Source organism: Asticcacaulis aquaticus (assembly GCF_028550415.1).
GTDB classification, from domain to species: Bacteria; Pseudomonadota; Alphaproteobacteria; order Caulobacterales; family Caulobacteraceae; genus Asticcacaulis; species Asticcacaulis aquaticus.
In genome coordinates this window covers 1-21117 of sequence record NZ_JAQQKX010000017.1, presented here as the reverse complement: position 1 = coordinate 21117, position 21117 = coordinate 1, and the positions used below count along the sequence as shown (strand labels likewise).

18 protein-coding genes and 1 riboswitch are annotated in these 21117 nt (G+C 60.7%); of the genes, 11 read left to right on the top strand and 7 right to left on the bottom strand.

The genetic code is table 11. From position 1 onward, the window contains the following. The first annotated feature begins 88 nt into the window (after positions 1-88). The 4 genes from PQU92_RS16560 to PQU92_RS16545 all read left to right on the top strand — a co-directional run bounded on the left by PQU92_RS16560 (position 89) and on the right by PQU92_RS16545 (position 5314). Complete coding sequence (locus PQU92_RS16560; protein ID WP_272749376.1) at positions 89-853, top strand: helix-turn-helix transcriptional regulator; 765 nt, start codon at positions 89-91, stop codon at positions 851-853. A gap of 108 nt (positions 854-961) precedes the next feature. Next, complete coding sequence (locus PQU92_RS16555; protein WP_272749375.1) at positions 962-1201, top strand: hypothetical protein; 240 nt, start codon at positions 962-964, stop codon at positions 1199-1201. A gap of 289 nt (positions 1202-1490) precedes the next feature. Then, entirely contained in the window at positions 1491-3341 is a 1851-nt protein-coding gene (locus PQU92_RS16550) for a DUF885 domain-containing protein (RefSeq protein ID WP_272749374.1), read from the top strand. A 155-nt stretch (positions 3342-3496) separates the two neighbouring features. Then, entirely contained in the window at positions 3497-5314 is a 1818-nt protein-coding gene (locus PQU92_RS16545; RefSeq protein WP_272749373.1) for a DUF885 domain-containing protein, read from the top strand. Positions 5315-5339: 25 nt separating this feature from the next. Here PQU92_RS16545 and PQU92_RS16540 read toward each other — a convergent pair whose 3' ends face one another. Both PQU92_RS16540 and PQU92_RS16535 read right to left on the bottom strand, forming a co-directional pair. Next, positions 5340-5942: a hypothetical protein gene (locus tag PQU92_RS16540; RefSeq protein WP_272749372.1), complete on the bottom strand. Its 603-nt coding sequence runs from the start codon at positions 5940-5942 to the stop codon at positions 5340-5342. Then, entirely contained in the window at positions 5932-6426 is a 495-nt protein-coding gene (locus PQU92_RS16535; RefSeq protein WP_272749371.1) for an RNA polymerase sigma factor, read from the bottom strand. The genes PQU92_RS16540 and PQU92_RS16535 overlap by 11 nt, the downstream gene beginning before the upstream one ends. Positions 6427-6685: 259 nt before the next feature. Here PQU92_RS16535 and PQU92_RS16530 point away from each other — a divergent pair, with 259 nt between their 5' ends. The 3 genes from PQU92_RS16530 to alaS all read left to right on the top strand — a co-directional run bounded on the left by PQU92_RS16530 (position 6686) and on the right by alaS (position 11023). Further along, entirely contained in the window at positions 6686-7003 is a 318-nt protein-coding gene (locus tag PQU92_RS16530) for a winged helix-turn-helix domain-containing protein (protein ID WP_272749370.1), read from the top strand. Between the two features lie 142 nt (positions 7004-7145). Further along, positions 7146-8219 carry a recombinase RecA gene (gene recA, locus PQU92_RS16525; RefSeq protein ID WP_272749369.1) on the top strand — a complete coding sequence of 358 codons (1074 nt, stop codon included), beginning with the start codon at positions 7146-7148 and terminating at the stop codon, positions 8217-8219. Between the two features lie 167 nt (positions 8220-8386). Beyond that, positions 8387-11023 carry an alanine--tRNA ligase gene (gene alaS / locus PQU92_RS16520; RefSeq protein WP_272749368.1) on the top strand — a complete coding sequence of 879 codons (2637 nt, stop codon included), beginning with the start codon at positions 8387-8389 and terminating at the stop codon, positions 11021-11023. A gap of 53 nt (positions 11024-11076) precedes the next feature. Here the strand turns inward: alaS and PQU92_RS16515 are convergent, their stop codons facing one another. From PQU92_RS16515 to PQU92_RS16505, 3 genes are all read right to left on the bottom strand, one after another. Then, positions 11077-11646, bottom strand: a complete 570-nt coding sequence (locus PQU92_RS16515; protein WP_272749367.1) for a TMEM165/GDT1 family protein — start codon at positions 11644-11646, stop codon at positions 11077-11079. A gap of 16 nt (positions 11647-11662) precedes the next feature. Then, positions 11663-11835, bottom strand: a riboswitch (yybP-ykoY riboswitch). A 16-nt stretch (positions 11836-11851) separates the two neighbouring features. Then, complete coding sequence (locus PQU92_RS16510; RefSeq protein WP_272749366.1) at positions 11852-12775, bottom strand: AEC family transporter; 924 nt, start codon at positions 12773-12775, stop codon at positions 11852-11854. Positions 12776-12886: 111 nt separating this feature from the next. After that, on the bottom strand, positions 12887-13501 hold the full coding sequence (locus PQU92_RS16505; RefSeq protein ID WP_272749365.1) for a DUF2939 domain-containing protein: 615 nt from the start codon (positions 13499-13501) through the stop codon (positions 12887-12889). A gap of 154 nt (positions 13502-13655) precedes the next feature. Between PQU92_RS16505 and PQU92_RS16500 the strand changes: the two genes are divergently transcribed. Continuing rightward, complete coding sequence (locus tag PQU92_RS16500) at positions 13656-14192, top strand: tetratricopeptide repeat protein (RefSeq protein ID WP_272749364.1); 537 nt, start codon at positions 13656-13658, stop codon at positions 14190-14192. On the opposite strand, the gene PQU92_RS16495 is transcribed toward PQU92_RS16500, so the two are convergent. Together PQU92_RS16495 and PQU92_RS16490 are read right to left on the bottom strand one after the other, a co-directional pair. Continuing rightward, positions 14189-15250, bottom strand: a complete 1062-nt coding sequence (locus tag PQU92_RS16495) for a zinc-binding metallopeptidase family protein (RefSeq protein ID WP_272749363.1) — start codon at positions 15248-15250, stop codon at positions 14189-14191. The two genes, PQU92_RS16500 and PQU92_RS16495, sit on opposite strands and share 4 nt — an antisense overlap. A 268-nt stretch (positions 15251-15518) precedes the next feature. Further along, positions 15519-16733 carry an NADP-dependent isocitrate dehydrogenase gene (locus PQU92_RS16490; RefSeq protein ID WP_272749361.1) on the bottom strand — a complete coding sequence of 405 codons (1215 nt, stop codon included), beginning with the start codon at positions 16731-16733 and terminating at the stop codon, positions 15519-15521. A 299-nt stretch (positions 16734-17032) separates the two neighbouring features. Here PQU92_RS16490 and PQU92_RS16485 point away from each other — a divergent pair, with 299 nt between their 5' ends. From PQU92_RS16485 to PQU92_RS16475, 3 genes are read left to right on the top strand one after another with little or no spacing between them, the layout of a single operon-like run. Next, positions 17033-18754, top strand: a complete 1722-nt coding sequence (locus PQU92_RS16485) for a PDZ domain-containing protein (protein ID WP_272749360.1) — start codon at positions 17033-17035, stop codon at positions 18752-18754. A gap of 49 nt (positions 18755-18803) precedes the next feature. Continuing rightward, positions 18804-19598, top strand: coding sequence for an RNA methyltransferase (locus PQU92_RS16480; protein ID WP_272749359.1), 795 nt, complete (start codon positions 18804-18806; stop codon positions 19596-19598). Positions 19599-19652: 54 nt separating this feature from the next. Continuing rightward, positions 19653-20489: an alpha/beta hydrolase gene (locus PQU92_RS16475; protein WP_272749358.1), complete on the top strand. Its 837-nt coding sequence runs from the start codon at positions 19653-19655 to the stop codon at positions 20487-20489. Positions 20490-21117: the final 628 nt, after the last annotated feature.

The window sequence follows — 21117 nt, the reverse complement described above, 5'->3', positions numbered from 1 at the left end:
TGATGGACGCGATGCCGAATACGCTTTTTTTCCAGCGTGAAATGCGCCATAGCAACGCGCTTCATTACGCGTCAGGCGGGAGCCGTCGATGATCGGTCTGAATCGTACCGATGCCATTACGTTCGAAGAGTTCATCGTTCGCTCATCCCAGGCGCGCGACGCCGAATCGCTGTTCGGCGTCCTGTCGCAAACGGTGGCGGGATACGGGTTCGACCGGGTGATCTTTACCGTGCAGCGCGACCTCGACCTGCCTGCCGATCAGCAGGCCCACGGGATTTTCCACAACTATCCCGAAGACTGGCAGAAGTTCTACGACGAAAAGAGCCTGTGGCGGCTCGATCCGGTCTATCGCGCCGCGGCGACCGAGGACTGGGCCTTCCGCTGGACCGATCTCGAAAAGCGCAGCCGCTATTCCGCCGGTCAGGTCAAGCTGATGCGACTAAGCGAGGAGGCGGGCCTGAACGGCGGCATCGGCGTACCGATCAAGGGGCCGCGCGCCCAGATTGCCGGGGTAGCGGTGGCCAGTTCCGTCGGCGGTTCCGGTGTGCGCGACGCTTCGCATATCGACATCGATCTGATCAATGCCGTCTGCAATCAGTTCTATGCGGCCTATAAGCGGCTCTATGCCGTCAAATCCCCCGATGTCGGTGTGGCACCGCTGTTGTCGCCCAAGGAGACCGAGGTCCTAACCTGGGTGGCGGCGGGCAAGACCGACGAGGACGTCGCCACGATTCTAGGGATAAGCCGCAATACGGTCGATGCCCATATGCGCCACGTTTTTCAGAAGCTGGGGGTTAATAATCGCGTGGCGGCGGTGGTCAAGGCGATCATGAACGGGATGATTCAGCCGTGATAAGGCCAAATTCAGGGCCGTACGCCAGCCTGCATCCCGAATTTACGTGATATCGCCGCGCACTTAGTGCAGCTAAGGTGCCAGCGTACCGTCGAGGAGAGCCGATACATGCCCCGCAGAGCAACTGGCGTCGTGCCCGATCTTGCCCCGACTCTTCCGGGCGAGGCGGCTGACCGTGAGCAAACCCTGCTGCATATCGTCTCGACTCTTGAGCATCTTAAATCCCGCGCCGAACAGGTGGGCGAGCGGGAGGTGGCCGAGTTGATCGGCGCGACCTTCACCCTCTGCCTGAACACCTATGCCGCGAATAAGCGGATGGCGGTCGGTCAGGCCGCAAAGCGGCATTAGTCGCTCGGGTAGTCCGAAATATTCAGTACCGCGTACCGATTTTTACAGAATTGTGGGTGTTTCGAACCGGAAGCCGGGGGGCGGGGGGAACGAAATGCCACACAGGCCGGAACGGACGCCGAAAGCCGTCCCCCTTGAGGTCCCGTTCCGGCCGTTTTTCTTTTTGCGCGCATGTGGATCCCAAAGCCGCGGCACACTTTATATTACAAACAATTTAGATTGAGCCCATTGCGGGCCTGAAACTCTGCGCCTAGTCTGGTTGGTAATGTAACCAACATGCGGGTGCTCCATGCTCAATCGTCGTTCGCTTCTGGCCGGGGCCTCGGCCCTGACCGCCACCGCAGGCGCCCTGTCGGCCTGTGCCGCCGCCGGTACCAAGCCATCGATTGCGGTGGGCGAGCCTGATCTCAGCGAAGGCGGCCGCTTGAAGAAGACCTTCGAGGACATTTTCGAACTCTATCTGGAAGTAAAACCCGTATCCGCCACGGACACGGGCCTCGATACCGGCGAACGGGCACGACTGAAATCGCGCCTGAACATGGCGGCACCCGCCGATCGGGAAAAGGATAAAGCTTTTTACCGCGTCGCGCTGAACCAGTTGAAGGATATCGACCGCAAGAACCTCAGCGGCATGGACCGCATTAATTACGACACCATCGTCTGGGACTATACTGAGACCCTGAAAGGTTACGGCGCCGCACCCTATGGCGAGCCGCAGGACTATTGGGGCCCGTACAGCGTCACCCAACTGACCGGCAGCTATCAGACGACGCCGGACATGCTGGAAAACCGCCACACGATTGCGACGAAGACGGACGCCGAGGCCTATCTCAGCCGTCTGGAGGCCTATGCGACCGTCATCGCTCAGGAAACCGAGGCCGTGAAGACCAAGGCGGCCAAGGGTGTCATCGCGCCGGACTTCGCGTTGAAAAAGGCCGTCACGCAGTTGAAGGGGCTGCTGGCGGTCGCGCCCGCCGAAACCAACCTCGTCACCTCCTTCGACAGCCGCCTGAAAGACAAGGGCATCGCCGACGCCAAAATGAGCGCGCAGGCCCTGAAACTCGTCTCCGGCCCGGTCTATCAGGCTATGCAGGCCCAGGTCGCGGCGTTGGAGGCCGTCCTGCCCAGGGCGACCCACGACGCGGGCGTCTGGCACATTCCCGGCGGCGACGAACACTATGCCTTCGCGGCGGGCTACAATACCTCGACCACCTTCACGCCGGAAGAGATTCACAAGATCGGCCTTGAGAAGGTCAAGGAAATCAATGCCGAGCTGGAAACGGTGATGGCCAAGCTGGGCATGACCAAGGGCACGCCCGCCGAACGCATGAAGGCTATGTCGAAGGACCCGAAGTTCATCTTCGAGAATACCGACGCCGGCAAGGACAAGCTGCTGGCGCATCTGAACGCCCAGATCGGCGTCGTTCAGGCCAAGCTGCCCGCCTATTTCAAGACCCTGCCGAAATCGGCGGTGACGGTGCGCCGCGTCCCCAAGGCGACGGAGCTTGGCGCGCCGGGCGGTTATTACTGGCCGCCGTCGCTCGACGGGTCGCGCCCGGGGGCCTATTACATCAATCTGCGAGACACGGCGGAGGTGCCGACCTGGACCCTGCCGACCCTGACCTATCACGAGGCCATCCCCGGCCACCACATGCAGATTTCGATACAGCAGGAGAACAAGAACCTGCCGATGCTGCGTCAGATGGGTATCTTCAACGCCTATGTCGAAGGCTGGGCGCTGTATGCCGAAGAGGTCGCGGCCAAGGACATGGGCATGTACGACGACGACCCCTATGGTCGTATCGGCTATCTGCACGACGCCATGTTCCGTGCCTGCCGCCTCGTGGTCGATACGGGGATGCACTACAAACGCTGGACGCGCGAGCAGGCCATGGCCTTCATGGACGCCAATACCGGCGAGGACAACGAGACCGAGATCGAGCGCTACGCCGTGTGGCCGGGGCAGGCGCTGGGCTACATGATCGGCAAGATCAAGTGGCTGGAACTGCGCGCGAAAATGCAGGCGAAGCTGGGGGCGAAATTCGACATCCGCGAATTCCACGACACGGGCCTGGTGGCCGGAGCCGTGCCGCTGGCGGTGCTTGAGACCGTCTATAACGAATGGGCGGCGACGGTTTAAACTAATCCTCCCTCTCCCTTGAGGGAGAGGCGGGGCGGCCCGTGCCGTCGGGGTGAGGGGGAACTGTCAGCTATGAGCGCGGTCCTGCCTTTTTCCCCCTCACCCGGCCCTGACGGGCCACCCTCTCCCTCAGGGAGAGGGGAAAGGAACCATAGATGCTCAACCGTCGTTCTCTGCTCGCTTCCGGTGCCGCCGTTGCCGGTCTTGCCGTCACCAACACCGCCGTCGCCGCGAGCGACCCGGCCACGGCCAAAACCCTCAACGACCTGTTCGACAAAATCTTCAATGAGAACGTCGACCACTCGCCGTCGCTCGCCACCTCGCTCGGGCTCGACAAGGGTGAGCGCGCACCGCTGAAAGCGAAGCTGGCCGATGCGTCGGAAGCCGAAACCTTGCGGGGGATCGCCCGTGCGGAGGCCAATCTCAAGGCGCTGAAGGCCATCCCGCGCGCCAAACTCAGCGGTATGGACCGCATCAATTACGACACCGTCCTGTGGGGCTATGAGAACCGAAAGTCCGGCTATGACCGCTTCAAATTCGGCAGCTGGGGCGGTGGTAATCCCTATATCCTCTGCCAGTTGACGGGTGCCTATCAGGGCACGCCGGACTTCCTCGCCAACCAGCACACCATTGAAACCAAAGCCGACGCTGACGCCTATCTTGCGCGGATGAACGCCTTCGCGACCGTTATCGATCAGGAAACCGAGCGCTTCACATCCGACGTGTCAAAGGGCGTCGTGCCGCCTGATTTCGTCATCGACAAGGCCCTGATCCAGATGCAGGCGCTGGCGGCCATCAAGGGGGCCGACAGCTCGATGACGAAAGCTCTGGCGACCAAGACCGCTGCCAAGGGTATCGCGGGCGACTGGGGAACGCAGGGCGCGGCTTTGGTCGAAGGCCCGATCGCGAAAGCCCTCGCCGCGCAGATGGCCGCCCTCAAGGCCGTGCGCCCCAGGGCGACCCACGACGCCGGGGTGTGGAAGCTGAAAGACGGCGAGGCTTATTACGCCTTCGCCGCACGCGCCGGAACCACCACGACCCTGACGCCGGACGAGATCCACAAGGTCGGCCTCGACATGGTCAAGGAACTGTCCGCCGAAGCCGACACGCGCTTCAAGGCGCTGGGCCTGACCCAGGGCACGGTCGGCGAACGCATGGCGGCTTTGGCCAAAGACCCGAAATACGTCTACGACAATACCGATGCGGCCAAGGAAAAGCTGCTTGAAGACCTCAACGCGCAGATCAAGGTCGTGCAAGCCAAACTGCCTGACTGGTTCGGCGTCCTGCCGAAGACTCCGGTGGTCGTCCGTCGCGTGCCCAAGGAAACCGAAGCCGGCGCACCGGGTGGCTATTATCAGCGCCCGACGCTCGACGGGTCACGGCCGGGGGCCTATTACATCAATCTGCGCGACACGGCGGAATGGCCGTCCTGGTCGTTGCCGACCCTGACCTATCACGAAGCCATTCCTGGGCATCACTTGCAGATCGCCATTCAGATGGAAACGCAAGGCTTGCCCATGCTGCGCAAGGTCGGCGGCTTCTCGGCCTTCTCCGAAGGCTGGGCGCTCTATACCGAGTTGCTGGCCGGTGAGATGGGCATGTATGACGCCGACCCACTCGGCTATATCGGTTACCTGCAATCGGCGCTGTTCCGCGCCATCCGGTTAGTGGTCGATACGGGGATGCACGCCAAACGCTGGACGCGCGAGGAGGCGATCCGTTACTTCGTCGCCACCAACGGCGATCAGGAATCGGCGGCGACGACTGAGATCGAGCGCTACTGCGTCTGGCCGGGTCAGGCGCTCAGCTATATGACCGGCAAGATCCAGTGGATGAAGCTGCGCGCCAAAATGCAGGCGAAGCTGGGGCCGAAGTTCGACATTAAGGCCTTCCACGACCGTGGCCTGACGGCCGGTCCGGTGCCGCTGGCCGTGCTGGAGACGGTTTATGACGAATGGGCGGCGGGGCTGTAATTCCTCGTCGCCCTGAAGGCGAGGCTTACGCTCCATATTCCTCCAGTAATCGTTTCAACCGCTCCCCCTCCGGCTTCAGCACACGCAGATAGCGCACGATTTGGATGACTAAGGATATCCCCAGCACGCTCCCGAACAGCAGCGCGCCCTGCTGGACGTGGGCCACCTCCATCTTGCCGACGCTGAGCAACTGCCACAGGGCCACGCCGGTTGCGACGGGAAACAGCGCCATCAGCCCGAACATCACGACGGCCTTTTGCTGCGCCATACGGTTTTCATCCAGTTGCGCGCTCAGTTGCTCGGGCAGGGACGCCGCCGGATCGGGGAACCGCCGCACATGTCGGTCAAAGGCGCGCTTCATCAGGATCAGGGCGATCCACGGCATGATTAGCATGACGATGGCGCCCCATTCGCGCGTGGGGTCGAAATTGTCGTGCTTGATCACCCCGTAGCCGAAAACGAAGGTCATCGTCCCCAGCACAGCGGCCAGGAACAGGAAAAAGGCACTTTGGCCGGCGCGGCGGCGTTTCATCGTCTGCATCATATCCTCCATCAGACAGGCCTGCGCCGTCTGGCTCAGGTCATTGGCATGGGCCCGCCACAGGCGTTCAAAGGTTTCAAGCTTCATCGGGATCGTCCTTGATCAGGGTGGCGAGGCGGGTACGGGCGCGCGTCAGGCGCACGCCGATATTGCTTTCGGTCAGGCCGTGCAGCGCCGCCATATCGGCATAGGAAACCTGCTCCAGCCACAAAAGCATCAGGGAGCGGTCGATGGGCGACAGGTCGCGCAGGGCTTCATAGATTCGCTCCAGCGGCGCGCTATCGGTCGCCTCATCGAGCAACGGCAGGTCGCGCTGCGTCTCGAACAGGCGCAGCAACCGCAGACCCTCGCGCTTTTTCCACGTCAGGGCGCGGTTGTGCGCCACACGATAGATAAAGGTCGCCGCCGCGCTGTCGCCGCGGAACGCGCCGTGTGCTTTCCAGCAACTGATCATCAGTTCCTGCAACAGGTCCGGTTGATCGGCGGGGGCGGCGAAGGCGCGGCTGATGCGTCTGAGCGCGCTCAGATGCGGTCCGATCCAGTCGGCAAAAGCGGCGGGGTGAGGGGGCATGTCGTCCGATGTTTGTGTCGTTTCGAAAGGTTAGACAATCGTACCCCGTTCAAACTTACGCGACGGGTGAAACTTTTTACTGGACGTGACGCGGCGGGCTGATAACTTAACGTGACTAAGTACTTGACCTGTTTCGACGGATCGCCCCGCATGGATCGTATAAGAATGGTCTGACGCGGAAAACAATCGCAAGGGGGGAGGACATGACCGGATCACGGAATGACATACCTTTGCTTTGCAAGCCCTCAGGGGGTCATGCATGAAGCCGTTTGCCGCCGATGCTCTGGAAGATCTGGTCCATGCGCGGGCGCGTCTGGCGATACTTGCCTTTCTGTCGACGGCGGGGCAGGCCGATTTCACCGATCTGCGCGACGAAATCGGCATTACCGACGGCAATCTGTCGCTGCACCTGAAAAAGCTGGGCGAGGCGGGCTATGTGTCCATGCGCAAGAAGATCATCGCCAAACGTCCCAATACGCGCATCAGCCTGACCCAGACCGGGCGTGACGCCTTTTATAACTATCTCGATCAGTTGAAACTTATGCTGGACAGCGTTCCGGCCAAGCCCGCTTCCTAATTATTTTGAGAACGGGGATAGTTTTTTTAATGAGAACATATTGCGAACTTGGAACGAATGGAGTACAAACGATTCGACAGATTTAACCGTTGAGGGGGATGGACCTCGGGGACGGGAATCGTGCCATAGAAGGGTTTGGTTTATGTCGCAGGCGGTATTGAAACTCGTGGGTAAAGACGAAGCAGAAAAACAACGCGCTCTTGAATCGGCGCTGGCGCAGATCGATCGCGCCTTCGGCAAGGGCTCGGTGATGAAACTGGGTGCGGCGGGCAAGGCCGTGGAGGTGGAATCCATCTCGACCGGCTCCCTCGGCCTCGATATGGCGCTCGGCATCGGCGGTCTGCCCAAGGGGCGAGTCATCGAAATCTATGGCCCGGAATCGTCGGGCAAGACGACGCTGGCCCTGCACACCGTAGCGGAAATTCAACGCGCGGGCGGCACGGCCGCCTTTGTCGACGCCGAACACGCCCTCGATCCGGTCTATGCCCACAAGCTGGGTGTCAATCTCGACGATCTGCTGGTGTCGCAGCCGGACAACGGCGAGCAGGCGCTGGAAATCACTGACACGCTGGTCCGTTCCGGCGCCGTCGATATCGTGGTCGTCGACTCGGTCGCCGCCCTGACGCCCAAGGCCGAAATCGAAGGCGATATGGGCGACAGCCTGCCGGGTCTTCAGGCGCGCCTGATGTCGCAGGCCCTGCGCAAGCTGACCGGTTCGATCTCGAAGTCGAAGTGCATCGTCATCTTCATCAACCAGATCCGCATGAAGATCGGCGTCATGTACGGTTCGCCGGAAACGACGACCGGCGGCAACGCGCTGAAATTCTACGCCTCGGTACGCCTCGACATCCGCAGCATCGGCAAGATCAAGGTCCGCGACGAAATCGTCGGCAACAATGTCCGCGTCAAGGTCGTCAAGAACAAGGTCGCCCCGCCGTTCCGCGAGGTCGAATTCGACATCCTCTACGGCGAAGGTATCTCGAAGCTGGGCGAAATCATCGATCTGGGCGTCAAGGGCGGCATCGTCGAAAAGTCGGGTTCGTGGTACTCGTTCAACTCGACCCGTATCGGTCAGGGCCGCGAAAACGCTCGCGATTTCCTGAAAGCGAACCCCGACATGGCGCTGGAAATCGAAAAGGCCGTGCGCAAGAAATCCTCGGCCATCGCCGAAGACCTGCTGGGCTCGCCGGAACCCGAGGACGACGGCGAAGAATAGATAATCTGATATAACGCCCTACCGGAAGACGGTGGGGCGTTTTATATTTTTGCAAACAGCGCAAAAAATACCTACGGTGTCGCAAAGGTCTTTGCGCAAAGGGGCAAGACCTCTATATACGGCGGAATCTGTGCTTCATTTGGACCGGCCCTGCCGTTCGGAGTCCCATGCCTTCCTTAAACGAAATCCGTCAGACCTTCCTCGACTACTTCGCCAAGAACGACCACGAAGTGGTGTCGTCCTCGTCGCTGGTGCCGCAAAACGACCCGACGCTGATGTTCACCAATGCTGGCATGGTGCAGTTCAAGAACGTCTTCACGGGCGCGGAAACGCGGCCCTACAAGCGCGCGACGACGTCTCAGAAGGTCGTGCGGGCGGGCGGCAAGCATAACGACCTCGACAATGTCGGCTATACGGCGCGCCACCATACCTTCTTCGAAATGCTGGGGAACTTCTCCTTCGGCGACTATTTCAAGGAACAGGCGATCGAACACGCCTGGAACCTGATCACAAAAGAATATGGCCTGGCGAAGGATCGCCTGCTGGCGACCGTCTATATCGACGACGACGAAGCCTTCAATTTGTGGAAGAAGATCGCCGGGTTCTCCGACGATCGCATCATCCGCATCGCCGGTTCGGACAATTTCTGGTCAATGGGCGATACCGGCCCCTGCGGGCCGTGCACGGAAATTTTCTACGACCACGGCGACCATATCTGGGGCGGCCCTCCGGGCTCGCCGGAAGAAGACGGCGATCGCTTCGTCGAAATCTGGAATCTGGTCTTCATGCAGTTCGATCAGCAACCGGACGGTACGCGCCTGAACCTGCCCAAGCCCTCGATCGACACTGGCATGGGGCTTGAGCGCGTCGCGGCGGTGCTGCAAGGCGTTCACAACAATTACGATATCGACCTGTTCAAGGCCCTGATCTCGGCCAGCGTTGCCGAAACCGGCGTTGCTGCCGAAGGCGAGGCTTTGCCGTCGCACCGCGTCATCGCCGATCACCTGCGCTCGACCTCGTTCCTGATCGCTGATGGCGTCACGCCGTCGAACGAAGGCCGCGGCTATGTCCTGCGCCGGATCATGCGTCGCGCCATGCGCCATGCCTATCTGCTGGGTGCCAATGAGCCTCTGATGCCGCGTCTGGCCCCGGTGCTGGTGCGCGAAATGGGCGATCATTACGGCGAACTTAAGCGCGCCGAGGCGACCATCGTTGAGACCTTGCGTCAGGAGGAAGAGCGCTTCCGCCGCACCCTGGGCCGCGGCATGAACCTGCTCGATGACGCGACGCGCGATCTCAGCGAAGGCGGAGTCCTGTCGGGCGACACGGCGTTCAAGCTTTATGACACCTACGGCTTCCCGCTTGATCTTACTCAGGACGCTGTGCGCGCCAAGGGCCTGACGGTCGACACCGACGGCTTCGACGCCGCCATGGCGCTGCAAAAGGAAAAGGGCCGTGCCAACTGGAAGGGCTCCGGCGAAAAATCTGTTCAGGCCGAATGGTTCTCGATCCGTGACAAGGCCGGCGCGTCGGAATTCGTCGGCTATGACGATCTCGACACCCAAAGCCCGGCCGTGATCATCGTCAGGGACGGCGAAAGCGTCACCGAAGGCCTGGTTGGCGACAACCTACAGGTTGTTTTCGGCCGCACGCCCTTCTATCCGGAAGGCGGCGGGCAGGCGGGCGATACCGGCACGATCCGTTGGGCGGGTGGCGAAGGCCGCGTCCTCGATACGCATAAGCAGGCCGGCGACCTGATCGTCCACGATGTCGAAATCACTGAGGGCGTTCTGGCTGTCGGCGATGACGTGCATCTCAGCGTTGACGCGCAAAAGCGCACCACGACCCGCTCGAACCACTCCGCCGCGCACCTTTTGCACGCTGCGCTGAAACACGTTCTGGGCGCGCACGTCGCGCAAAAGGGGCAACTGGTCGATGCCGAGCGTATGCGTTTCGATTTCAGCCACGGCGCGCCGCTGACGCCGGAAGAGATCGAGCGCATCGAGGCCGAGGTCAATGCTGTCATCCTGCAAAACGAGGCCGCGACGACGAAGATGATGGCCCCGGAAGCCGCCATTGCCGCCGGTGCCGTGGCGCTGTTCGGTGAAAAATACGGCGACGAAGTCCGCGTCCTCAGCCTCGGCCATGCGTTGCAAGGCGAGGGCGGGTTCAGCGTCGAACTGTGTGGCGGGACCCACGTCTACCGCACGGGTGACATCGCCCTGTTCAAGATCGTCTCCGAAGGCGGTATCGCTGCCGGGGTTCGCCGTATCGAAGCGGTGACCGGCGAGGCCGCGCGTCAGTACCTGCTGGAGCAGGCGGGCGTTGCCAAGGCGCTGGCCGATCAGTTCAAGGTGCCAGTGGCGCAGGTCTCGGCCCGCGTCGAGGCCCTGATCAGCGACCGCAAGCGTCTGGAAAAAGAACTGGCCGACGCCAAGCGCGCGCTGGCGGTGGGCGGCGGCGGGGCGGCCTCGGGCCCGGAAGAGATCAATGGCGTCAAAGTCATCGCGCGTGTGCTGGACGGCGTCGGCGGTAAGGATCTGCGTCCTCTGGCCGAAGACTTCAAGAAGCAGGTCGGTTCGGGCGTCGTGGCGCTGGTCGGCGTTCTGGACGGCAAGGCGGCGGTGACCGTGGCGGTGACGCCGGACCTGACCGGGCGTTTCAATGCCGCGGAACTGGCCAAGGCGGCTGTGATCGCCATGGGTGGTCAGGGCGCGGGCGGTAAGGCCGACTTCGCTCAGGGCGGTGCGCCGGATGCAACCAAGGCCGATGCTGGTCTGGATGCCATCAAAGCGGCGATCTAATGCCCGGCATATGAATTAAAAAGCCGTCCGGTGCGAACCGGACGGCTTTTTTGTTACGCCGTGACGATCTGCCAGACGCTGAACAGACCAATCGCGATAAACAGGGCTGAGGCGGCATAACGCACGATTTTCATCGGTACGATCTTGAGCACCTTGTCGCCGAACAGGACGGCGGGGACATTGGCCAGCATCATGCCAAACGTGGTACCGACGACGACCCAGAAAAACGCATCCTCGTACTTCGCCCCCAGAAACACGGTGGCGACCTGCGTCTTGTCGCCCATCTCGGCGAGAAAAAACGCGATCAGGGTGGTGATGAAGGGGCCATAGTCCTTTTTCGGCGCTTCGTCGTCGTCCATCTTATCAGGGATCAATATCCACAAACCCAGCGCGATGAAGGCCACCGCGACGATCCACGGCATATAGGTGGTCAGCGCCAGTCCGGACACGAAATGCCCGACCCACGCCGCCAGGGCGTGATTGGCGATGGTAGCAAAGAAAATGCCCCAGATGATCGGGATCGATTTGTGGTAACGCGCGGCAAGGATCAGCGCGAGCAGTTGCGTCTTGTCGCCGATTTCGGAGAAGGCGACGAGGGCGGTCGAATTAAGGAAGGCGTCCACGGTAAAACTTATCTGTGACCGGCCAGGGTGTGACACACAACAACCCGCTTTACCGCGGCCAATCACGTATGGCGGCAAGGCAGGTCGTCGGTCTCACCTGTTCTGATTACGCCATGTCCGTGCCGGACAAGTGTGTTGACGTAATCCGCCTGAAAAATTCAGGCGCGGTTACTCCCCGAAAAGACAGGTTCGCTTTAGACGCCGTTCACAGATGAGTCAAGACCAGCGCCAGCCCCGACAGGGTAAACAGCGAAATGACGGTGGACTGGGCAATGGATACCGCCGCGCCCTCGTACCACAGGCCGTACATGCGCGCCTGAATGAAGACGCTGACCGCCGTGGGGCAGGCGGCGAGGAACACCGCGACCCTGAACATCAGCGGCGGGACGCCCGCGACGTGCATGACGACCGCCATGAGGGCAGGGGCCAGCAATAGTTTACCGGCGACGGCGATAATCGTGACCGGCGTCAGACCGCTCAACTGCTTCAGCGGCATCAGGCCCAGCATGCCGCCCAGAGCGACCAGCGCCACCGGCACCGACGAGCGGCCCAGAATGTCGAACGCCTGATCGACCATGGGCGGCAGTTTGATACCGGCCAGCATCAGCCCGACGCCGAACAGCGACCCGAGCACGGTCGGGTTCTGCATCGTGCGCTTAAGCGCCAGTCCGATGCCGTGACCGCTGGCCAGAGACAGGCCCGCGCAGCCGATGAAGAACAGAATCAGGAAATCGGCGACGAACAGCAGAGGCGCGACCTTGAGCACGTCGGGGCCAAAGAGCCCTGCCGCGATAGGCATCCCCAGAAAAGCGCTGTTGGAAATGAAGGCCGCCATGCCCGCGCCGGTGGCTTCGCCGCGCGTAGCCTTGAACGATCGCGCCGCCAGCAGACACAGGCCCGACGACAGGACGAAGGCCCCGGCATAGAGCGCCAGCCAACCCGACATCGCCGCGTCTGGTCGCGGCAGCTGCGCAAAGGCGTGGATCAGATAAGCCGGAAACCCCAGCCAGTAGAAATAGGCGCTCAGGCCATCAAGGCCCTCGGCTTTCAGCCGTCGCGTCCGCACCAGCAGGGCGCCGAGCGCAACGAAGCTAAAGAACAGGAGGACGCGGCTGAGGGTATCGAACATGAAGGCGGTTTATCAAGCTTGGCGTTGGAAGGAAAGCAAGAACCCCCACCACCACATCTCGCCACTTCGTGGCTCGTGCGGTCCCCCTCCCCATCAAAGATGGGGAGGTATTTATTTCGCATCCGGGCCGAAATCGGCGGCGGGCGAGGCGGCGTCACCGGTCGCCTCAAGCGCCTCCGGGTCGGGCAGGCCGATATGGGTGATCTGCCACGCGAACAGGCCCTTGCGCTTCATCGTAAAGACGGTGACGCCGATATCGGGTTGCTTGATCCCTAACCGCGCACGGTCGATGCTCCAGTAGAGGATGCGCGGCATGGGCGGCTTGGGCGAAAACTCGCGCGGCTCGACCAGATTGGCGTCCTTGCCCGCGCCGTAGGACAGGGCCAGCAGACCCTTGGCCGTCAGGTACGAATCGACATCGACGATAGGTGTTTTGGGGGGCGGCGCGGCGATATCGGTGATGGCGCGACCAATGGCGCCGATGGGATCGCGCAGGACCGAGGGCGGCGGTGGGGCGGCGGTGACATCGCCCTTGGCTTCGGCCAGAAGTTGCGCTCTCAGGCTGGCGCGCACGTCGTCGAAGGCGACCAGTTCCGACAGGCTCTTGATATCCTCGGATTCTGCCGCCGAACGCAGGTCGTAAAAGGCCCAGACGGGTCCGATAGCAAAGCCGAACAGCGCCACAAGCACGGCGACGATGATGGCGATCGACAAGGTCTTGAACACGCGTATTTCCCCAAACCATACGAACGGAAATGGTTAACACGGAAAAACCGGCCTGTCGCCCTGCCAAAACGCGCGGAGAAAAGCCCACGGCATTTTAATATGCGGGTGTGGTATGATCTCCACCGAGGCGGGGCCTGAAAGCCGGAGCCCCAGTATGAATTTTACCGTAGATGACCTTCTTGAACGCGTCGATCAGTTACAAAGCAAGCCCGACGGCCAAGCCACGACGCGTGCGGTCGAAGACTTGCTGGAACAGGCGCTGAATGCGGCCCGCGAAACGCGCGATGTGGATGCCTTGATCGAAGTGGCGCTGCGCGTCGCCTTGCTTAAACGCGATCAGGGCGATTTTGAAAGCGCGCTGGACGATCTGGGCGATCTGGCGGTTGTGGCGCGTGACAAGGGTGACGCCCTGGCGCTGGCCGTCGTGTTGCGTCATATGGGCGATATCTTCCTGTTCGGCGAAGATTTCGAGATGGCCAGATCCTATCTCGGTGAGGCGGTCGCCCTGCTGGAGCGCGTTCCGGGCATTGATCCGCTGATGCGCGCCGAACATGTCCGCAGTCTGGCGACGTGCATGGATGCCCAGGGGGAGCGCGAAAAGGCTCAGCTCTGCTGGCGTCAGGCGCGTGACCTGTTTCTCATCGCGGGCGAAGAAGCCGGGGCTACCGAGGCCGAAGCGCACCTTATTTAAACCGGTTGACGCGTTATCAGCTTGTGCACGAAGCCCATCTTCTCCCGCACCCGCGGCGACAGGATGAACGGGTAAAGCGGTCGCTCGCCCATGGCCGAGTGGATGGAATTGATGGCCAGGCTCAGCGGCACCCAGACATCGGCCAGTTTCTCGAAATCGGTAATGCCATAAGGGTCGAAATCGACCTCGGCGGTCAGGAGCTCCGGATTGGGGGCTTTCAGTGCCATGCCGTAGCAGTGGGCGGTTTCCAGTGCGTCGGTAATGTGAAGCACGTGAGCGAAGGTTTCGGCGAAATCTTCCCACGGATGCATGGACGCATAGGTGCTGATATAAGTGTCGGCCCAGAAACGGGGGGGACCTTCGCTGTAATGACGGGCGATGGCTTGATCGTAGTCGACGCTTTCGTCGCCGAAGACGGCGCGGCACTGATCGATCAGACCGGCATCGCGCACCAGCTTGTTCCAGATGAAGTGCCCGCTTTCGTGGCGGAAATGGCCGAGCAGGGTGCGGTAAGGCTCGCCCATCTGGGCGCGGACGGTCTCGCGCACGGCGTCGTCGGCCTCGGCGGCGCGGATCGAAATCACGCCCTCGTCGTGGCCGGTCATGGCCTGCTGACACGAGCCGTCGGGCAGGTGCGAGTCTTCGAGATAGTCGAAGACCATGCCGCCTTCCGGATCGGCCTTGCGGTCCGGGGCGGGCAGATCCCATTTCAGGAAGGCGTAGAACAGGTGCCGCTCGGCTTCCGATATACGGCGGAAGGTATCCAGATCGTTGGGAATCAGGCGGTTGTGCCGGCAGGCGCGGCAAAAGACGCTGTCGTCACCGTCCGCCACCAGCCAGTTGCAGACGTCGGTCTTGGCGTTCTCGCAGAAGCGGTAGGTGCGCTCACGCCCCGTCGGACGCCATAGCGCTTTGCCCGTGGTGTCCGTGCCGATCGGATCGACGGCTCTCAATTCGAGGCTCAACGGTGAAAAGCCCAGACGGTAACCGCAGTTGACGCAGTTGCGATTATGGAAAAAGGTCGTATTGCCGCAATTGCCGCAGTGAAAAATCTTCATGCCGTAGAGGTCCCTAGAGCGCATTCCAAAAAGTGCCAAAATACTTTTTTGGCGGTTTTGGGAATTAAATGCGCGACAAAACAAAAGATTAGAGCACGGTTCCGATCCAACCAGATCGGGACGTGCTCTAATTTTCACCGAACCTAATCGGAAACGCATAAGCTGAGTATGGGCGAATGCGGCGGCGCTGCAAAGGGGTGGTTAAGAGCGCAAAAAGGGCCGCCCGCGAACGGACGGCCCTTCAATAGTACCTCAGAAGAGGATCGGCTTAGGCCGCCAGCGCTTTCGACAGGTTCTCGGAGATCTTGTCGAGGAAGCCTTCGGTCGTCAGCCAGCCCTGCTGATCGCCGACCAGCAGCGCCAGATCCTTGGTCATGAAGCCGGATTCGACGGTGTCGATGCAGACCTTTTCCAGGGTTTCGGCAAAGCGCGTCAGTTCGGCATTGTCGTCCAGCTTGGCGCGGTGCTTGAGGCCCTGCGTCCAGGCGAAGATCGAGGCCATCGAGTTGGTCGAGGTGGCCTGACCCTGCTGATGCTGACGGTAGTGACGGGTTACCGTGCCGTGAGCGGCTTCGGCTTCCATGATCTTGCCGTCCGGGGTGACCAGAGCCGAGGTCATCAGGCCCAGCGAGCCGTAGCCCTGAGCCACGGTGTCTGACTGCACGTCGCCGTCGTAGTTCTTACAGGCCCAGACGAAACCGCCGCTCCACTTCAGCGCCGAGGCGACCATGTCGTCGATCAGGCGGTGCTCGTAGGTCAGGCCCAGTTCCTTGTACTTCGCCGCGTATTCGGCGTCGAAGATGTCCTGGAAGATGTCCTTGAAGCGACCATCATAGGCCTTCAGGATGGTGTTCTTGGTCGACAGATAGACCGGATAATTGCGCGCGATGCCATATTCGAACGAGGCGCGGGCGAAGTCGCGGATCGATTCGTCGAGGTTGTACATGCCCATGGCGACGCCCGAACCCGGGAACTTGAACACTTCGTGCTCGATGACCTGACCGTCTTCGCCGACGAACTTCATCGTCAGGGTGCCCTTGCCGGGGACGAGGAAGTCGGTGGCCTTGTACTGGTCGCCGAAGGCGTGCCGGCCGACGACGATCGGCTGGGTCCAGCCGGGGACGAGGCGCGGCACGTTCTGGCAGATGATCGGCTCACGGAACACAACGCCCCCGAGGATGTTGCGGATGGTGCCGTTCGGCGACTTCCACATCTTCTTGAGGCTGAATTCCTTCACGCGGGCTTCGTCCGGGGTGATGGTGGCGCACTTGACGCCGACGCCGCAGGCCTTGATGGCTTCGGCGGCATCGATGGTCACCTGATCGTCGGTGGCGTCGCGGTTTTCCATGCCCAGATCGAAATATTGCAGATCGATATCAAGGTACGGATGGATCAGCTTGTCCTTGATCCACTGCCAGATGATACGGGTCATTTCATCGCCGTCGATATCGACGACCGGATTGGCTACCTTGATCTTCGCCATAGTGCGTTCCCTTTGGAAAGGTGGTTTCGGTTGGCCTCCTATAGCGTCAAGCCTCAGCTTAAGCAAAGGGCGAAATGCGCAAGGCGTGGCGTAAGACGTGTTTTTACTGGCGAAATGCGAATTTTGCCGGTGCGGATTTGTCACCTGTGAGGTGGAGTTGCTTAGGTGAAAATCAGGGTGTAGGGAGCAAGATGGCGGGCGTCTTGCGAATCTTCGGGCAGGACTGAAGGAAGGGGGCGGGTATGGTCAACACGCAAACAGCTGTCGAGGGGCGTCGGGCCTTTATAATATGGCGGATAATGGCCCTGCTGATCGCGGCCTGTGCCTTCATGCAGTTGGGCGGCGATATTCACCGCAATCTGACCTTGCGTGTGGGCGAGGGCGATATCGGCATGCCCGACGCTCGCCTGATGAGCGACGCCAGCACCGTGCTGCAAACCGTGACGCCCGGGGGGGCGGCGGAACGCGCCGGGCTCAGAGCCGGCGATCACATCCGGATGCTGGACCCGAAGGACAATCTGGGCCCGTATCGTGAAAGTGAACCTGTACGCCTGAAGGTCATGACCGAAGGGGGGGGACGCGACGTCACTATAATGCCGAAACGGTTTCAATTAACCGACGCGTTGAAAGACGCCACGATCCGGGCGTTGTTTGCGGATGTGGTGAAGCTGATCACCTGTCTGGCGGCGTTCGTCGTTATCCTGCGTAGTCGCAATGACCTTACCCTGCTCTGGCTGGGGGCGGCGCTGGCGGCCAGCAGCATTCCGCACAATGGCGTCTTCATCTGGCAAGACTGGCAACCGGCCTTCACCCTGATCCGTGTCATGAGCACCCTTATGATCGTGGGGGCGACATCTCTGTTTCTGGTCTTTGCCTATCGCTTCCGGCGGGACCGGGGTGGTCGCTACCGGACGACCCTGCGCGCATTGGTCATCCTGTGCCCGATTATCGCGGTGGGGCTCAACCTGCCCTATGTCTATACCATGTGTACCGGGGTGATGGTGTTCGGCTTTAACGAGGTCATCACCTATTTCGTTGCGTTTACCAGCATTACCTTGTCGAGCCTTGCCACACTGACCGTTCTGGTCATTGGGTGGCGTGAAGCGCCCACCGGGGAGCGGGGGCGCTACCTTCTGCTGGCGACCGCCATCGGCCTGATCATGCTCAGCTACATGCTGAACCTGCTCATGAACGTTCTCGATATCAGACGCAGTCTGAGTCAGCCTCTGGTCTGGGTGCACATGATCCTGCCCCTGCTGGGAGCGCTGCTGTTCGTCTACGCGGTATTGCGGCACAGGGTCATCGATATCGGCTTTGCGGTAAACCGCGCATTGGTCTATGCGGGGGTGTCGGCTATTGTGCTTCTGGCCTTCGGTCTGAGCGAATGGGGGTTGCAAAAGCTGCTGCCTGCCCATCTTCAGGACAATCTGTGGGTCGATGCCACGATCGCCCTTGGGATATTCTTTGCTTTCCACCACATCCAGACTTTTGTCGAAAAGGGCGTGGAGAACGTCTTTTTCCGTAAATGGCACGACAACGAAGCGGCGCTGGAGCGGTTCGTGACCGATTCAGGCTTTTATGACGACGGGGATGCGCTCGAAAAGGCCGCCGTGGCTGAATTCAGCCGGTTTTCCGGCGGTGCGGCGGTGCGACTTTATCGTCGCGAGGCCGGTGGTTATGCCCTGGCCGAGGGGAGCGGTGTCGCGCATATCGACTCGAATCTGGCAGCTTTGGTGCGATTGCGGGCGGATTTGCAGCCGGTGACCTTTGATCTGGCCGCAGGTGTGGGCGCGGCACTGATTCTGCCGATGCTTTACCGCAACGAGGTCAGCGGCTTTTTTCTTCTGGAGCTTAAACCGTCGGGTGACCTGTACCGTCCGGATGAGGTGGCCGTGCTGAGCAAGGCCGCGCGCAAGATCGGTGCGGACCTGCATGCCCTTCGTATAGAAGATCTTGAACACGAAGCGCACGCTCTGCGGCAGGCCTTAGCCGGAGCCCGTGCCGGGGCCGCCTCGGCGTAAGCGCGTTTGGCGGTTTGTGTCTGCGATGCGTTTAGGTTAAAGCGGGCACATGAAAGACAATCGCCCTGCGCCGCCCGTCGAACGCCCCGACCTGACCCTGCCGTGCGTGATCCTTGATCGCCCGCAAATGGCCGAGAATATAGGCTCGGTCGCCCGCGTCATGGCCAATTTCGGCCTGCGCGAACTGCGTATCGTAAACCCGCGCGATGGCTGGCCGCAGGAACGCGCCTGGGCCATGTCGTCCGGCGCGCACTGGCCACTCGACAACGCCACTATATATGAGACGGTCGCCGAAGCGATTGCCGATCTTAACATGGTCTATGCGACGACGGCTCGCCCGCGCGAAACGCACCTGCCGATCCGCACGCCGCGCCAGTGCGCCGACGACTCCTATGATAATGCGCAGAAGGGCCTGAAGACCGGCCTGCTGTTCGGTGCCGAACGCGCCGGGCTGGAAACCTTCGATATCGCCCTGTGTCAGTCGATCGTCACCATCCCCGTCGATCCGGCGTTTCAGTCGCTCAACCTGTCTCAGGCCGTGAATATCGTTCTCTATGAGTGGCGCCTGAAGATCATGGACGCGCCAAAGGCCGCCTTCACTCAGAATTTCGACAAGCCGGCGGAGTTGGACAAGCTGCACGGGCTTTATGAGCATCTGGAACGCGAGCTCGATGCCGCAGGCTTTTTCTTCCCCCCTGAAAAGAAGGAGTCGATGCAGCGTAATCTGCGGGTGGCCCTGAACCGGGCACATCTGACGGAGCAGGAGGTGCGGACCTGGCGCGGGGTCGTTACGGCGCTGGTCAAGGGCAGGGGGCGCGCGCTTTTGAAAAAAGACGGAAACTGACTTTACAGTTACGCGGGAAACCTTTCGTATAGCCTCTGAAAAGTGAGGTTGATCATGTCACATATTACCCGCCGTCACGCTCTGTTCGGTATAGGACTTTTGCCGCTTGTCGGCACAGCCGCCACCGCCCAGGTCACGGCCTCGACGTTCGATGTGAAACTCAGGTCGGGACGTATCCTTCAGGTCACGCGCTGGGACGCACCTAAGCCAACAGGTTACATCCTGTTTTCTCATGGCGGTAACAGCTGGCCTACGCAGTATGACAAGCTGGCTCAGGTGCTGGTGGGGGCGGGCTATACGGTGCTGGCACCGTTGCATACCGACTCCTTGAAAATCGCCGACGCCGAGCGAGCTGATCTTAAAAAGGCCTTCGGTGACCGCATTGAGGACATGGCGCATCTGGGCGGATACGCGGCCGCAACGGCGAACGGTTTGCCGCTGATCGCCATTGGGCATAGCTATGGCTCGCTGTTCGCCCTGATGCTGGGCGGTGCCTTGACCTACGTGGCCCCCGTTCGCAACGCCGCCGTCAAGGCCGTGGTCTGCTTTTCAAGCCCCGGTAATATCCCCGGGCTGATCAACCCTGCCGCCTATACATCTTTGGAAGTACCGTTGCTGATGGTGACCGGCGACAAGGACGTCGTACCGGGGTTCACGGCTGACTGGCACGATCACCTGTTGCCATTCGAAGGCACGCCGGTGAAGGGGAGCTACGCGCTTATTGTTAAAGAGGGGACGCATCAGTTGATTGGAGGTCAAACCTCTGCGGAATTTGGTCTCGTCACGGACGTAACGGTCGATTTCGTGCGGGCGGTAACTCTGAATAAGGAAACTGTACCGATGAAACTGTCCGCAAACGGAGCTGAAAAGGCTGAGTTGCGCCACAAATAACCTATGCCCTGTGGATAGGCGGCAAAAAGTGCCGAAGGGGCGTTGACTCTCGACCGGGCGGCCTTTAGACACCGCCCTCCCGGCGACGGACACAGCCAAGCGACGAAGTTTAGGTGAGGGAAACCTCAGTAAAACCAAGGCCTTGAATGTGTTTTGTGGTTGGGAATGTCGATTGAAAATCTTTTAAGATTGTCGGTTGACAGGGGTGGCAAGGATGACTATCTACGCCGCTCCGCTGCACACGAAACCTTCTGGTGTCGGATGCGGAACGGTCAGGTTACTGATTTTAAAATGGTCGAAAAACTTTTTTAAAATAAAGACTTGACTGAAAAAATCGAGCGGTTATATACGCCGTTCTCCGCTGAAAAGGCCTTACGGTTTTGGAAGCGGGCGGGTCGAAAAAGTTTGAAAAAACTGATTGACTTAAAAATCTGAAGCGGTATAAGCGCCGCTCCTTCTGACAGCTAGGTTAAAGTTGTTCCCCGGGCCGGTTCGGCTGGCTCGTGTGGTGGTCCTTGACATTGTAGATATGGAAAGAGAAACGCAGGCGGCGGTAGTCCAGCGGCTCAGTTGAGATACTGAGTATGATTTGGAATACACGACGTCGATGCGGTCTCTTAATAGACAA

What these genes read in the sequence shown, in the direction of transcription:
- PQU92_RS16560 (WP_272749376.1), top strand. Translation starts at nt 89, where the DNA reads ATGATCGGTCTGAATCGTACCGATGCCATTACGTTCGAAGAGTTCATC.
- PQU92_RS16555 (WP_272749375.1), top strand. Translation starts at nt 962, where the DNA reads ATGCCCCGCAGAGCAACTGGCGTCGTGCCCGATCTTGCCCCGACTCTT.
- PQU92_RS16550 (WP_272749374.1), top strand. Translation starts at nt 1,491, where the DNA reads ATGCTCAATCGTCGTTCGCTTCTGGCCGGGGCCTCGGCCCTGACCGCC.
- PQU92_RS16545 (WP_272749373.1), top strand. Translation starts at nt 3,497, where the DNA reads ATGCTCAACCGTCGTTCTCTGCTCGCTTCCGGTGCCGCCGTTGCCGGT.
- PQU92_RS16540 (WP_272749372.1), bottom strand. Translation starts at nt 5,942, where the DNA reads ATGAAGCTTGAAACCTTTGAACGCCTGTGGCGGGCCCATGCCAATGAC.
- PQU92_RS16535 (WP_272749371.1), bottom strand. Translation starts at nt 6,426, where the DNA reads ATGCCCCCTCACCCCGCCGCTTTTGCCGACTGGATCGGACCGCATCTG.
- PQU92_RS16530 (WP_272749370.1), top strand. Translation starts at nt 6,686, where the DNA reads ATGAAGCCGTTTGCCGCCGATGCTCTGGAAGATCTGGTCCATGCGCGG.
- recA (WP_272749369.1), top strand. Translation starts at nt 7,146, where the DNA reads ATGTCGCAGGCGGTATTGAAACTCGTGGGTAAAGACGAAGCAGAAAAA.
- alaS (WP_272749368.1), top strand. Translation starts at nt 8,387, where the DNA reads ATGCCTTCCTTAAACGAAATCCGTCAGACCTTCCTCGACTACTTCGCC.
- PQU92_RS16510 (WP_272749366.1), bottom strand. Translation starts at nt 12,775, where the DNA reads ATGTTCGATACCCTCAGCCGCGTCCTCCTGTTCTTTAGCTTCGTTGCG.
- PQU92_RS16500 (WP_272749364.1), top strand. Translation starts at nt 13,656, where the DNA reads ATGAATTTTACCGTAGATGACCTTCTTGAACGCGTCGATCAGTTACAA.
- PQU92_RS16495 (WP_272749363.1), bottom strand. Translation starts at nt 15,250, where the DNA reads ATGAAGATTTTTCACTGCGGCAATTGCGGCAATACGACCTTTTTCCAT.
- PQU92_RS16490 (WP_272749361.1), bottom strand. Translation starts at nt 16,733, where the DNA reads ATGGCGAAGATCAAGGTAGCCAATCCGGTCGTCGATATCGACGGCGAT.
- PQU92_RS16485 (WP_272749360.1), top strand. Translation starts at nt 17,033, where the DNA reads ATGGCCCTGCTGATCGCGGCCTGTGCCTTCATGCAGTTGGGCGGCGAT.
- PQU92_RS16480 (WP_272749359.1), top strand. Translation starts at nt 18,804, where the DNA reads ATGAAAGACAATCGCCCTGCGCCGCCCGTCGAACGCCCCGACCTGACC.
- PQU92_RS16475 (WP_272749358.1), top strand. Translation starts at nt 19,653, where the DNA reads ATGTCACATATTACCCGCCGTCACGCTCTGTTCGGTATAGGACTTTTG.